Origin of the sequence: Geobacillus zalihae, assembly GCF_030414215.1 — a bacterium.
GTDB classification, from domain to species: Bacteria; Bacillota; Bacilli; order Bacillales; family Anoxybacillaceae; genus Geobacillus; species Geobacillus zalihae.
In genome coordinates this window covers 2,094,751-2,107,984 of the sequence record NZ_CP129217.1, presented here as the reverse complement: position 1 = coordinate 2,107,984, position 13,234 = coordinate 2,094,751, and the positions used below count along the sequence as shown (strand labels likewise).

The 13,234-nt window shown below is 54.8% G+C and carries 11 protein-coding genes; 9 read left to right on the top strand and 2 right to left on the bottom strand.

The annotated features are described in order from the left end of the window. Positions 1 to 116: 116 nt before the first annotated feature. Positions 117 to 503: a DUF302 domain-containing protein gene (locus QWV57_RS10540; protein ID WP_301099875.1), complete on the top strand. Its 387-nt coding sequence runs from the start codon at positions 117 to 119 to the stop codon at positions 501 to 503. 168 nt (positions 504 to 671) lie between these two features. On the opposite strand, the gene desB is transcribed toward QWV57_RS10540, so the two are convergent. Both desB and QWV57_RS10530 read right to left on the bottom strand, forming a co-directional pair. Next, positions 672 to 1,790 (bottom strand): Delta(10) desaturase DesB, encoded by a 1,119-nt coding sequence (gene desB / locus QWV57_RS10535; protein WP_301099874.1) that lies wholly within the window; start codon positions 1,788 to 1,790, stop codon positions 672 to 674. Between the two features lie 280 nt (positions 1,791 to 2,070). After that, positions 2,071 to 2,484 (bottom strand): EamA family transporter, encoded by a 414-nt coding sequence (locus tag QWV57_RS10530; protein WP_301099872.1) that lies wholly within the window; start codon positions 2,482 to 2,484, stop codon positions 2,071 to 2,073. 129 nt (positions 2,485 to 2,613) lie between these two features. Between QWV57_RS10530 and QWV57_RS10525 the strand changes: the two genes are divergently transcribed. The 8 genes from QWV57_RS10525 (at position 2,614) to QWV57_RS10490 (ending at position 13,151) form a co-directional block, all read left to right on the top strand. Continuing rightward, complete coding sequence (locus tag QWV57_RS10525; RefSeq protein ID WP_014196111.1) at positions 2,614 to 4,179, top strand: plasmid pRiA4b ORF-3 family protein; 1,566 nt, start codon at positions 2,614 to 2,616, stop codon at positions 4,177 to 4,179. 294 nt (positions 4,180 to 4,473) lie between these two features. Further along, complete coding sequence (locus QWV57_RS10520; protein WP_129447015.1) at positions 4,474 to 5,325, top strand: HAD family hydrolase; 852 nt, start codon at positions 4,474 to 4,476, stop codon at positions 5,323 to 5,325. A 185-nt stretch (positions 5,326 to 5,510) separates the two neighbouring features. Next, the gene (locus QWV57_RS10515) at positions 5,511 to 6,905 is read left to right on the top strand and encodes a hypothetical protein (protein WP_050572318.1); all 1,395 of its coding nucleotides are present in this window, start codon (positions 5,511 to 5,513) and stop codon (positions 6,903 to 6,905) included. A 318-nt stretch (positions 6,906 to 7,223) separates the two neighbouring features. After that, on the top strand, positions 7,224 to 8,066 hold the full coding sequence (locus QWV57_RS10510; RefSeq protein WP_014196107.1) for a citryl-CoA lyase: 843 nt from the start codon (positions 7,224 to 7,226) through the stop codon (positions 8,064 to 8,066). Positions 8,067 to 8,075: 9 nt separating this feature from the next. Beyond that, positions 8,076 to 9,503 carry an aldehyde dehydrogenase family protein gene (locus QWV57_RS10505; protein ID WP_033006417.1) on the top strand — a complete coding sequence of 476 codons (1,428 nt, stop codon included), beginning with the start codon at positions 8,076 to 8,078 and terminating at the stop codon, positions 9,501 to 9,503. A gap of 17 nt (positions 9,504 to 9,520) precedes the next feature. After that, entirely contained in the window at positions 9,521 to 10,519 is a 999-nt protein-coding gene (locus QWV57_RS10500; protein WP_129447016.1) for a zinc-dependent alcohol dehydrogenase, read from the top strand. Then, positions 10,516 to 12,279, top strand: coding sequence for a thiamine pyrophosphate-binding protein (locus QWV57_RS10495; protein ID WP_013145031.1), 1,764 nt, complete (start codon positions 10,516 to 10,518; stop codon positions 12,277 to 12,279). Before QWV57_RS10500 ends, QWV57_RS10495 begins: the two co-directional genes overlap by 4 nt. 35 nt (positions 12,280 to 12,314) lie before the next feature. Next, positions 12,315 to 13,151, top strand: coding sequence for a sugar phosphate isomerase/epimerase family protein (locus tag QWV57_RS10490; protein WP_020756275.1), 837 nt, complete (start codon positions 12,315 to 12,317; stop codon positions 13,149 to 13,151). Positions 13,152 to 13,234 lie beyond the last annotated feature (83 nt).

Below are 13,234 nucleotides of genomic sequence, written 5' to 3'. Positions count from 1 at the left end.
AAGACATGTGAACGCTGGAACTGATCATGTGTCGCCGTCCGTTTTCTGCGTGATGGTGAGCGATCGATTTGGGCATGCTAAACAACGGGAAAACATAACGAAGGGAAGAAGGAGCGATGTTCCATTACACGGTTGACGTGTCAACGGGCATGAACGAAACGATCGAGCGTTTGGAAGAGAACTTGAAACAAGAAGGGTTTGGCGTGCTCTGGCGGTTCAGCGTGACCGAGAAGCTGCAAGAAAAGGGGCTTGATTTTTCCACGCCGATGGTCATTTTCGAAGTGTGCAACCCGCAAGAAGCGGCGCGAGTGTTAAATGAAAACTTGTTGGTTGGTTACTTTTTGCCGTGCAAACTCGTCGTCTATCAAGAGAACGGCACAACGAAAATCGGCATGCCGAAGCCGACAATGCTTGTTGGCATGGTGAACGAGCCGGCGTTGAAGGAAATCGCGGAAGATATTGAGAAAAGGTTGGTCGCTTGCATTGACCAATGCCGTCAGTGAAAAGGAAAAAGGTGTCCCACAGACGGGGCACCTTTTGGTTGTGCACATATAAACGGAAACGCAGGTTTGCCGAAAGAAAAGCGCTCTTTTCCCTTCTCCGCCGCTTCTTGATCGATGATCCAAAAGGAGAATCACATAGGGGGCTGATTGTTGCAAAGCCAATCCTTTCTACAAATTCCCTTGCCCCGCCGCTTTTTTTGTTTTTGCCCGTTTTTTGGCTGCGCGCGGCTGTTTTTCCGTTTCCAGCTCGCGATGCACAATCCGGTCGGGGTTGAGCCCATTGCCGAGCGTGCCGTACACATGGCCTTGCTTCGGCTCGATGAGCTCGTTGTGCTCGTAGTAGACGCGCGGCGTTTTCCAAAGGGCGGCCAACGCTTTTCCCATCGGCATTTCGTGGTAGCGGTCGGGCCACATTTGTTTGATGTGTTTTTTCACGAGCGGGTAGTACTTCGAGCTCATCGCAGGAAAGAGATGATGTTCAGTATGGTGCGAAAAGTGGAAGTGGAGGATATCCACCCACTTTGGCACGGTGACCGACAAACTGTTCGCCAACGGATCGTTGACCGGCACTAACGGATTGAGACGGTGGTTGGTTGAGATATAGCTCATGACGATCGTGTTGGCGACAAGCAGCGGAAGCAAAAAGGCGAACAGCCATTTTTCCCAGCCGACAAGCCATAACAGCCCGAGCCATGTCGTCCAAGGCAAGAAAAATTGAAACAGGACAACCGCGCGGTTCTTCCGGCGAAAGTCTTTGAAAAAGTAAAACAGCATCCGGATCGAGTGAAGGGTAAACATCACGGACAACGAGCTAAAGGCGAAAAAAGCGCGAATCGGAAACGGGATGCGGTATACCCAAGAGAGCAGGCGGCTTTTCGCTAATTTCTCCATGCTTGGCCACGCGTCCGGGTCTTTTTCTTCATGCTGGGTATGCACATGGTGGCTGGCGTTATGCCATTTTCTCCACAACTTCGGGCCGGTGCAAAGCGGCCAAAAGGCGATCGCTCCGAGAAGATCGCGCAGCCAAGGTGTACGGACGACGGTGCCGTGCAAAATTTCATGTCCTAAAAATCCTAACGCGGCAAAACTGAAACCAAGCACAACCGAGATGAGGAGGTTCCATACAGGATGGAGGTGGAAAAGGGACACAGCGAGGATGCCGGCGATGACGAGCCCTACATAAGCCAGACCTCCAAACAAGCGGGACTTCACAGGTTGAAACGCTTTTTTCGGCAAATGCGGGGCTATTTTCGCCGCGTACCAGCCGAACGGGTGAAAATCATTCATTCAGTGATCTCCTTTCAAACTACTCTCCGTTTGACAAGCAGCGGCGAAGCCATTCACACACTCTTGGTCGCAACGAAGACCTTATTTCATAAAGTGATCCCAAAAGCTGTCCTCTATGCCGAAATGATGTGGAGGGGCGAGAAAAGCTCTTGGTCACTATAAGAATTATTGTAACATCTTTTGGATCGTCCTGTCTATAGGCTTGATGGAAAAATACCAAATTTGGGCATGATGGCAATGCTTCCAGAAGAACAGGCTAGACGCTTGAGCAGGCGGCTGGCTAAAACATCATGATCAATGTCCCGATGGTAATGAGCAGCACCCCGATCACCACTTTCGCGGACAGCGGTTCGCCGAGAAACATCGCCGCAAACAAAATCGTCAGCACCAAGCTTGATTTGTCAATGGCTGATACGCGCGAGACATCGCCGAGCTGGATCGCCCGGTAAAAGCAAAGCCACGACAATCCGGTTGCTGCTCCTGAGAGGCAGAGAAACACCCAGCTTTTCGTTGAGATCACTTTGACGCCTTGATGGGCGCCTGTCATCCAGACGATCAGCCATGCGAGCACGAGCACGACAACGGTGCGAATAGCGGTCGCGAGATGGGAATTGACGTTTTCAATGCCGATTTTCGCCAGCACCGATGTCAGCGCCGCAAACACCGCCGCCAGCAAAGCATACACGATCCACATGCACACCCCTTCGCTTTCATTGAGAATTTTTTCATCTATTATACTACGAAAAGAGGGAAGATTTCATCATGTTTCCGTTGATCTGTTATAATAGAGGACAAGACAAGCCAATGAGAAAGGAAGAAGAGAATGATTTATCAACTCAAAGTGCAATTGAAGCATACGCGCCCTCCCATTTGGCGTCGGTTGCTTGTGCCGGGGGAGATGACGTTCGCCGAGCTGCATCGCGTGTTGCAAGCCGCATTCGGCTGGATGGACCAACATTTGCATACGTTTTACATGACAAAGGTCGGCGGAACGGCGCGGCTGGGCATTGAAATCGGCAACGAAGCGGCTGGATGGGACGGCGCCGATTACGATGAGCGGGAGGAAAGGATTGGGCAATGGTTTGTCGAAGAAGGCGACCGCGCCCAATACGTGTATGATTTTGGAGATATGTGGGAGCATGACATCGTTTTGGAAAAGATCGTCGATCCAGTTCCCGACGCGTTGTATCCGTGCTGTATCAAGGCCGTGCGAGTGGGTTTGAAAGAGGACAGCTGGGGAGAAGTGCAAGCCATAGAGGAAGAGATGAGCACAGCGGAGCTGACGGCGAACGTGAATGTGGCGCTCGCCCCGTTTCAACGAAAAGTGGTGAAGGAAGAAGGTGAGGCGAAAAAAACGAAACGAGCCGCAAGCAAAGGCAGAGTCGAAGAAGTGGAACAGGATGTATGGAAAACGCTGTTCGATCAAGCGCTCGCCTACAGGGACTTGGCCCCGTGGACATGGATGGACGATGATCAAATTTTTGCCGTGGTGACTCCTGATGGGGAATCGTTGTATTGTACGGTGATCGGGGCGCTTGGCCAGGAGTACGGCCTTGTCATTTACATCGGTGAGGAAGGGTATGCATGCTTGCAAGATATTTTATCTGGAACGTTGCATCCAAAAGACGCTGTGTTTAAAGAGCGCGCATTGCTCGTGTCGTTCGCGCCCCGAAACGACTTGGAAAGAGACGATAAAGCGATGTTGCGGAAGTATCACATTCCTGTGAGTGGAAAACAGCTGTTGCCGATGTTCCGCAGTTTTGCCCCTGGATATTATCCATGGTTTCTTTCGGAACAGGAAGCGGCATGGGCGGCTATGGCATTGGAACAAGCGGTCGTTGTCGCCGAGCGGCTGCGCGATGGCGAGCTGTCCCTAGCTTTGTCCGCTCGCGGCAACCGATTGTTTGCCCGGATTGCCGAACGGAGAGAAGACGGGCTTCATTGGCGCGACGGCTGGGTGTCGCGCCCGAAGGCGAAGAAAAAGGAAACACCGGTGCTTGAAATCGGAACGGACGAGTTGGAAAAGGTCAAGGCGCTCGATCGCGCCCCGCTGTTTGCGGAGTTTTCGATCGCTTATGTGAACAAGCCGATTCAGGAGCGACGCTGGGAGCGCCCGTATTTTCCGCTGCTGGCGCTGGCTGCCGATGCAGCGAGCGGAGTCATTTTGCATCACCAAGTGTTTCGCGGCCAGCTGGAGGCGAAGACGCTGCAACAAAGTTTTCTTGAATTTGCTCGCGCGCTCGGGCGTGTACCGAGCCATGTGCGCGTCACGAAGGAACACGGTCCGCTGCTGGCCCCGCTTTTGCGCGAGTTGGGTGTGAATATGAGCACAGGCCCAACCCCTCGTTCCGATGAAGTGAGGGAATTGTTTGAACAGTTTGCGATCTAAAGGTCTAGTGATTTAGTAGAAAACACTGTTAGTTCCGGTTGTTTCTTAATTAGAAAACCTTGCGAAATCAGTCTTCTTTTTTGGTGAAATGCCGCTGATTTGCGCGTGGCAACTGTTTTTCACCGGAATTCTAAGAAGAAGCCGATCGTGATGCCGAACAGGAGATGATGGGGGCAGGCGCTGACGTGCGGAGAGAAGAGGGCGGACATTTCCAACTTTCCACTAGCCCCTGCTTCTGTCGGAACACCGTTTTTCCAGCCGCTTTTGGCATGACGAAAGAAAGAGGGATCAGAGATGTTGATTGCACTCGATATGGACGGAACGCTATTAAACGGGGAAGGAAAAATCAGTGAACGAAACCGGGCGGCCATCACTGCAGCGCAGGCGCAGGGCCACATCGTCGCCGTCGTGACAGGGAGGGCGCGCAAAGACGCGCTCGCCCCGCTTCGCGAGGCGGGCATTATCTGCCCGATCGCCAGCTTAAACGGCGCGGTCGTTTCGCTCGAAGACGGCACGGTCATCAGCGAGGCGCCGCTCGAGCGGACAATCGTCCGTCCGACGCTTGAGTGGGTGCGCGAACAGTCCGATTTGTATTGCGAGACGTACACGGGCGATGCGGTCTATGTCGGCCTGCACAACCGCGCCCAATGGGAGGCGCTCGCTTCCGGGATGGCCGATGCGGCGCCAGAGGTGAAGTGGCTCGTGAACAAGCAGTTCCAGCAGGCGCGGGTGATGTATGTTGATGACATCCGCACGGTGTGGGACGACTCGCAGACGGTGATGTATAAGCTGCTGATTTTCGCCCTCGACCGCGAGCGGCTGCGTGATGCAGCGTCGCGATTCGCCGCGCTCCGTGGTGTCACGGTCACCTCGTCGCACCCGCACAATATTGAGATGAACAACGAACGGGCGACAAAAGGCGAGGCGCTCAAACAGCTCGCCGCCCATTACGGCATCGATGTGCGCGACACGGTCGCCTTTGGCGACAGCCATAACGATTTGTCGATGTTTAAGGTCGCAGGCTATCGCGTGGCGATGGACAATGCCGAACCGGAGCTGAAAGCCATCTGCGACATGGTGACGTCCTCCCACGAAGAAGATGGGGTGGCGGCGGGGCTTGAGCGGCTGCTTGCGAAACGGGTGTAGCGGCACCCGTTTTTTTCGATTGGACGTTCACCACATCGCTTTGGATGTAGAGAGGCTCAGGTTTCCGGTGCTTGCCCCGTCTGCTGAAACGTGAATGTGTGCTGTCGGAGAGGGGAATCGTTTTCGCCGCTTATGGACAACAGTCGCATCATCATCTCAACGTATGGCAACGAAAGGGGAGAACAATGACGCACGATCGCATTCAAGACTGGATTGGAATGTGGCGGGTGCCGGTGTATACAGCGGCGGTGGCGCTGTATATGGTGGCCCAGTTTGTCGAGACGGCCCCCGTTCACTATGCTATGGGAGCTGCAGCGCTGTCAGCGTTTATTGTGTCCGCGTTTTTCGCCCGCGGGGTGTACCAGGTGTCGGGAGCTCTGTTTTTTGCATTTGGTGTTGGATTGTTTTTGTTCTATGGCGATGCATGGCCGACGTTTGTCCTGCATTTTGAACGGGTGTTGGGGCTGTTGGCGCTGTTTTTTGTGCTTCCGTTCATGAATACGCTTATTCGCGTCGGGCGGTATGATCAGAGTTTGAGCGAATGGCTGAAGCGGAACGTCGGGGGCGTTTCGTCGCTGTACCGCCGCAGTTTCAGCGTTTGTCATTTGCTTGGGTTGTTTTTGAACATTGCCACAATTCCGCTTCTTGTCAAATCGTTGCGCACCGCGCTGCGAAATGTAGGAGGACGGAAGGCCGAGTCGTTTTATGTTCGGAATTTGCTGCGGGCGTATGCGCTTTGTTTGACGTGGAGCCCGATGGAAGTGATGATCAGCACGACGATTGATTTCACCGGTGTGCACTATTATGAAGTGGCGCTGTTTTTGCTGCTTCTGGCTTTTACGATGGCGATGATCGACTGGGGAACGGCCGCTGTTTCGTACCGATCCATCCCATTGGACAACGGCGAGGAAGCGGGGCGGGAATCAGCGGTTTCGATCGGGAAAAAGGCCGCCCAGCTGCTAGTGGTGCTCGTCGTGTTTACGGTGCTCGTGTCGCTCGTTCAGCGTTGGCTTGGCAAAGGATTTTTGTTTTCGATCGTCTTATTGCTTGTCCCGTTTTGTTTCGGATGGGCGCTGCTTGTGCGCCGGGTGAAGCGGTATGCGGTGATGGCGCTCTGCCATTGGAAAGAGCGGACAGAGGGATTGGGAAACTACTTTTTCATGTTTTTAGGAGCCGGGTTGTTTGTCGAGATGCTGGCCCGGTCTCCGCTGCTCGCTGGGCTTGGAGGCTGGTTTCGCGTCGGGGCGGAACATTCCGTCTGGCTGTATGCGATGATTGCCGCTTATTTTTTCACGACGTCGCTTGTCGGATTTCACCCGCTGGTGAGCTTGACGCTGCTCATGCCGCTGCTTGAGCCGGTGCGGCTGCTTGTTCCGGCGGTGCCGTTGTCGATTGTGCTCATTTGTTGCAGTTTGGCGACGGTCATGTACAGCCCGTACAATATTTCTGTTTCTTTGCTGGCGGAGGAGCTGGGGGACAATCCGTATCGGATCGGCAGGAGGAATGTTCCGTTTGCGCTCGGTTATATGGCCGTAGGAATCGGCATTGCGCTGTTGGCGGAGCGGCTGTTTTTCGGCTGATATCTATGGCGTTGTGGGGTCGTTTCCTTCTTTTTTTTCAAAGAAAGAAGATTTTTAGGTTGACAGCGTTTTCGGCGGAACGATATAATGAGATCGAATCGATTGAATTGTTTGTCATTTCTTTTTTAGATCGATCTAATAAATAGGCGTGCCTAGTTGGTGCGCTCGGGATCGTCTGCTTAAAAATGGAAACAAAGAAGATTTGTTCTGGAGGTTTTTAGATCGATCTAATCTTCATTCTTTTGTTTTAGATCGATCTACTAAAATTCCATTCTTTTAGATCGATCTACAAAGAGCGGCAAAGGGGGATCGACTCGGATGAAGCAGCGAAGTGCGCTCGATATGTACGCCGATGGAGGGGCGTGGTGGGAGACGTCGATCAGCGACGTCCGCAAAAATGAAATTCTCATTCGCGGATATCCGATTGAGGAATTAATCGGCAATGTGTCGTACACGCAAATGTTGTACCTCTTATTATGCGGGGAGATATTGAGCGAGAAAAAGGCGAAGTTATGGGAAAGCGTCCTTGTCGCCGGGGCGGATCACGGCCCGCGCGCCCCGTCGATTGCGGCGGCCCGCATGGCGGCGACATGCGGCATTTCGTTCAACTCGTGTGTGGCGACGGGCATCAACGTGCTTGGTGATGTGCACGGGGGAGCGGTGGAGAAGGCGATGGCGCTGTTTTACGAGACAAATGAGCAAATCGAAATCCGCGGCGGGGAAGGTGCGATGGCCGATGTGATCGGCGAGCGGTTTGAACAGTTTCGCCGTGAAGGGCGGAAGCTGCCGGGATTTGGCCATCAGCTTCATGATGACGACCCGCGCGTCAGACGGCTGTATGCGCTGGCGGGCGAGCTTGTGGAAGAAGGGGAGATCAGTGGACGGTATTTAGCGATCGCGGAAGCGTATCGTTCCCATTTGGAGAAGACGAAAGGGAAGCGGATGACGATGAACATCGACGGGGTGGCGGCGGCGATCCAGTGCGAGCTCGGCGTGCCGGCGGCGGCGGCGAAAGGTGTGTTCGCTCTGTCGCGCGGGATGGGCATTGTCGCCCATGCGTTTGAAGAGTGGCAAAACGGCGTGCTGATCAAAGGACCGTGCCCGAACCGCGATGATTTAGTCCGCTATACCGGACCAGCCAAACGTCATTTGGAAAAGTAGGTGATCAAGATGAGAAAAGCACAGCTGTATATTAACGGGACATGGATCGAAGAACCGCGTGCGGCGGAGCCGGTGAAAAACCCGTATACCGGGGAAGTGATCGGCGAACAGCAGCTGGCGACGCCGGAAGATGTGGACAGGGCGCTCGCCTGTGCGTTTGAAGCAAAAAAAGAGATCGCGAGAATTCCGTCCTATGAGCGAGCGCGCATCTTAAAAAGGGCGTCGATGCTGCTGGAGGAGCGGAAAGAAACGTTTGCCCGCTGGATTTCGGAAGAGCTTGGAAAGCCGCTGAAAAACACGTTGGATGAAGTGTCCCGCTCCATTGAAACGCTTGAGCAGTCAGCTGAAGAAGCGAAGCGTCTGTTTGGGGAAACGATCCCGGGCGACGCCTCGGCGCGCGGGACGAAAGCGGTGGCAGTGACGTTTCGCGTGCCGGTCGGCGTCGTGGCGGCGATTACGCCGTTCAACGCCCCGCTCAATTTGATTTGCCATAAAGTCGGACCCGCGTTTGCGGCGGGCAACACCGTTGTGTTAAAACCGGCGCCGCAGACGCCGCTGATTGCGACAGAACTGTTGAAGTTGCTGCTAGAGGCCGGGCTTCCACCGCGTGCCATCAACATGGTGCTTGGCGGTGCCGAGGTTGGGCAGCAAATCGTGAAAGACGATCGCGTCAACGTCATTTCGTTTACCGGCGGCGTGGTGGCGAGCCGCAACATTTGCGCGTTGGCCGGCATGAAAAAAGTGCTGCTGGAGCTCGGCGGCAATGCGGCGACGATCGTCCATGAAGACGCCGATTTGAAACGGGCGGCCGCGCTTTGCGCGAAAACCGGCTACAGCAATTCCGGGCAAAGCTGCATTTCCGTCCAGCGCATTTACGTACATGAGTCGGTCGTTGAACCGTTCACCGACTTGCTCAAACGGGAAGTCGAGGCGTTGAAAGTCGGCGACCCGCTCTTGCCCGATACGGATGTCGGCTGCATGGTCGATGAGCGGGCGGCGGATCGGGTGATGAACTGGATTGATGAAGCCATCGCTTCCGGCGCGACGCTGGTGTGCGGCGGAAAACGGCGTGGGGCGACGGTGGAGCCGACGGTGCTCTTCAACCCGCCGAAGCGAAGCAAAGTCGTTTGTGAAGAAGTATTCGGCCCGGTCGTCAGCGTCATCCCGTACCGGACGATTGACGAAGCGATTGCAGAGACGAACGATTCTGCCTTTGGCCTGCAAGCTGGGCTGTTTACGAACCGGATGGACATCGTCCATCAAGTGGCGGAGGCGCTTGATGTCGGCGGGGTCGTTGTGAACGGCACCTCGAATTTCCGGTTGGATCATTGGCCGTACGGCGGTGTGAAAAACAGCGGCATCGGCCGCGAAGGCCCGCGTTATGCGATTGAAGAAATGACGGAAATGAAGATGATTGTATGGCAGTTTCCACAGTGATGATGGGTGGTGGCAACATGTTAGCGCTTTATGTGGCGAAGCCGAATGAATTAGAACTGCGGCGCCTCAAGGCCGTCCGTTCCCCACAAGGGGATGAGGTGAAGATCAAGCTCATTTACGGGGGGATTTGCGGATCGGATCTTGGGGTGCTGAAAGGAAAACTTCCGCACGCGAACTATCCCGTTCGCGCCGGGCATGAATTAGTCGGCGTCATTGTCGAAAAAGGCGAACAAGCCGCCTATGACATTGGAACGCGAGTCGTTGTGCTGCCGAACACGTATTGCGGCGCGTGCGATTTGTGCCAAAAAGGGTTGACGAACATCTGCCGACATAAACAATCACTCGGCATCAACACGGACGGCGGATTTTCGCATGAATTCATCATCTCGTCCAAGTATGTGCTTCCTGTTCCTGATGATCTCTCGGATGAAAAGGCGGTGCTTGTCGAACCGTTTGCTGTCGTCGTGCATGCTTTGAGCAAAGTGCGGATCGAGCCCGCCATGCGGGTAGCGGTGATCGGATGTGGCAATGAAGGGATGATGGCGGCCGTCCTCGCCCGCCATTTCGGAGCGGATGTGACGGCGGTCGATGTGAATCCGTTGAAGCTTGAGACGGTGAAAGCGATGGCCGACATCCGCACGCTTGCGCCTGATGCGCTGTCGGGTGAAACGTTTGATGTTGTCATCGAGGCGGCCGGTGCGCGCGAAGCGGTCGAACAGGCGGCGGAGCTTGTCGCTCCAGGGGGGCATCTTGTGTTGATCGGTCTGGCGAATGAAGCGACGTTTCCGGTGGTGCGTCTTGTCCGCAACGAAGTGACCGTGCATGGTTCCATCATCTACCGCTTCCCGGATGACTATTTGCAAGCGATTCATTATTTGCGGACGATGCCGCATCCGATCGAACGGGTCATTTCCCGCATTTTTCCGGTCCGCGACTATGAGCAGGCGTATGAACTGGCGTCATCCGGCAATGCGGGCAAAGTCGTGTTACGTTTCAAGGAGGAGGAAGAGCGATGAAAAAACCAGTAGCCGAACAGTTAGTCCGGTATTTGGAAGACCGCGGCGTTACGCATATTTTTGGGCTTTGCGGCCATACGAACATCGCAGTGTTGGCGGCTTTGGAGCATAGTTCAATCAAGTTCGTCAACGTCCGCCACGAACAAATCGCCGCGCATATGGCTGACGGCTATGCGCGGGCGAAAAAGGAAACGGCTGTCGTTCTCTGCCACGTTGGCCCGGGGCTGACGAATGCGGCGACAGGCGTCGCCAATGCGGCGCTCGACTCCATTCCGATGGTCGTCATCGCCGGTGATGTGCCGAGTCATTATTACGGAAAGCATCCGCACCAGGAGATCAACTTGCACGCTGATGCGTCGCAATATGAAATTTACCGCCCGTTTGTGAAGCGGGCATGGCGGGTCGACCGGCCGGATTTGTTCCCGGAAATTTTGGAAAAAGCGTTCCAGCTGGCGGAGAGCGGCCGCCCAGGGCCGGTGCTTGTTTCCGTGCCGATGGACATTTTCTCCAAAGAAGTGGATGTGGCGCTGTTTGAAAAGCAAAAGCGGCATACGAAAACGCTGCATAAGCCGTCGATTGACGATGAAACCGCGAAACACATCATTGAGAAGCTGATGCAGGCGGAACGCCCGCTTGTGTACGTCGGCGGCGGCATTATGCTGGCGGATGCGGCGGAAGAATTGAAAACGTTTGTCGAACATTTCGATCTCCCCGTTGCGCACACGCTGATGGGCAAAGGGGCGCTGCCGGATGACCATCCGCTGACACTGGGCATGAGCGGATTCTGGGGGACGAAATTCGTCAATGACATGTGCCGCAACGCCGATGTCATTTTGGCATTGGGAACGAGATTTTCCGAAGCTGATTGCAGTTCATGGGAGCCGGAGTACACGTTCAACATTCCGGAAACGAAGCTCATTCATATTGACATCGACCCGAACGAAATCGGGCGCAACTATCCAACGGAACTCGGCATCGTCGCCGATGTCAAGCAAGCGCTTACCGTGTTGAACCGCGTGGCGAAACAAACCGTGCCGCAAGGGCGGACGGACGAGGCGCTGAAAGAACGCATCGCTAACTATAAGGAGGAATTCCGGCGGCAAAACGCGCCGCACATTCAAGACGACAGCTATCCGATGCGTCCGGAACGCATTTTGCATGAGGTGCGGGAAGTGCTGCCGAAAGATGCGATCATCACGACCGATGTCGGCTGGAACAAAAACGGGGTCGGCCAACAGTTCCCAGCGTATGGTGCAGGAACGATTTTGACGCCAGGCGGTTATGCGACGATGGGCTTTGGCGCTCCGGCCGCGCTCGGGGCGAAAATCGCCTGCCCGGACCGCGTCGTCGTGTCGCTCGTTGGAGATGGCGGATTCGGCCAAAACCCGGCGGTGTTGGCGACAGCCGCCGAGGAAAATATCGCCGTTGTTTGGGTCATTATGAACAACTACGCCTTTGGCACGATCGCCGGGCTCGAGAAGGCGCATTTTGGCACGACGCACGGGACGGTTTTCCAAAAGGACGGTAAGCCGTATTCGCCGGATTATGCAGCCATTGCCCGGGCATACGGCGTTGAAGGAGTGAAAATCCGCTCGGCGGAAGAGTTTAAACCGGCGCTCGAGCGAGCCATCCAAGCGAACAAACCGTTTGTCATCGATGTGGAAATGATCAACGTCCCGACGCCGACGTCCGGCCACTGGAATATTATGGACATCTATTCCCCAGGTAAACGTGTTCACCATGTGGCCGTAGAGCGGTAAGGAGAAACCTTCAAGATCGGGGGGAGGGGGAAGATATGGCTAGAACGTTTTCCTTGGCCCATTTGACCGTGCTCGGCTGTCCGCCGCCGGAGATGGCGCACATTGCCGCCCGGGCAGGGTATGATTACGTCAGTTTCCGGATCATCTACATGGGGCTTCCGGGAGAACCGAACTATGCGTTGGCGGAAAATCCACAGCTGTTGCGTGAGACGAAAGCGGCGTTGCGGGACACCGGCGTCAAGCTGCTGGATATCGAACTGGCCCGCATTGACGCTGATACGGATCCAAAACGGTATGAACCCGCTTTGGAAGTGGCGGCTGAACTGGGCGGCCGCCACGTCTTAAGCAGCATTTGGACGGCCGACCGAAGCGCTTACATTGAACAGTTTGCCGAGCTGTGCGAACTGGCGAAGCCATATGGATTGACGGTCGATTTGGAGTATGTGCCGATTGCGGCGGTGACGAATTTGGCAGGAGTCGTCGATGTGTTAAAGACGGTAAAGAAAGACAATGCTGGCGTTATGATTGATTTGCACCATTTTCATCGCGCCGGCGATTCGCCAGAAGCGTTGGAAGCCGTGCCGCGGGAGTGGTTCCATTTTCTCCATCTTTGCGACGCGCCGGGCGAGATTCCGGCGTCAAAAGAAGAGATGACGAGAATTCTCCGCGAAGGGCGGCTGTACATCGGCGAAGGTGGGATCGACATTGCCGGCATTGTCCGTCGCATTCCAGAAGTTCCTTGCTCGATCGAGTTACCAAACATCAAACGTGTCAAGGAGCTCGGCTACGAAGAACATGCACGCCGCTGCCTGCAGTCGGCAAAAGACTATTTTGCCCGCCATATTGCAACGCAAAGCGATCTATCGGCGTGACTAGTCAACAGAGAAATATGGCAGCGCTTCCGATACGGGAGGCTGCCTTATGAACATTACTAATTGACAGAAAATTATATATA

Bases quoted from the DNA above. Each gene is read 5' to 3' on its own strand.
- QWV57_RS10520 (WP_129447015.1), top strand. From the start codon at position 4,474: ATGTTGATTGCACTCGATATGGACGGAACGCTATTAAACGGGGAAGGA.
- QWV57_RS10525 (WP_014196111.1), top strand. From the start codon at position 2,614: ATGATTTATCAACTCAAAGTGCAATTGAAGCATACGCGCCCTCCCATT.
- QWV57_RS10500 (WP_129447016.1), top strand. From the start codon at position 9,521: ATGTTAGCGCTTTATGTGGCGAAGCCGAATGAATTAGAACTGCGGCGC.
- desB (WP_301099874.1), bottom strand. From the start codon at position 1,790: ATGAATGATTTTCACCCGTTCGGCTGGTACGCGGCGAAAATAGCCCCG.
- QWV57_RS10490 (WP_020756275.1), top strand. From the start codon at position 12,315: ATGGCTAGAACGTTTTCCTTGGCCCATTTGACCGTGCTCGGCTGTCCG.
- QWV57_RS10530 (WP_301099872.1), bottom strand. From the start codon at position 2,484: ATGTGGATCGTGTATGCTTTGCTGGCGGCGGTGTTTGCGGCGCTGACA.
- QWV57_RS10510 (WP_014196107.1), top strand. From the start codon at position 7,224: ATGAAGCAGCGAAGTGCGCTCGATATGTACGCCGATGGAGGGGCGTGG.
- QWV57_RS10515 (WP_050572318.1), top strand. From the start codon at position 5,511: ATGACGCACGATCGCATTCAAGACTGGATTGGAATGTGGCGGGTGCCG.
- QWV57_RS10505 (WP_033006417.1), top strand. From the start codon at position 8,076: ATGAGAAAAGCACAGCTGTATATTAACGGGACATGGATCGAAGAACCG.
- QWV57_RS10495 (WP_013145031.1), top strand. From the start codon at position 10,516: ATGAAAAAACCAGTAGCCGAACAGTTAGTCCGGTATTTGGAAGACCGC.
- QWV57_RS10540 (WP_301099875.1), top strand. From the start codon at position 117: ATGTTCCATTACACGGTTGACGTGTCAACGGGCATGAACGAAACGATC.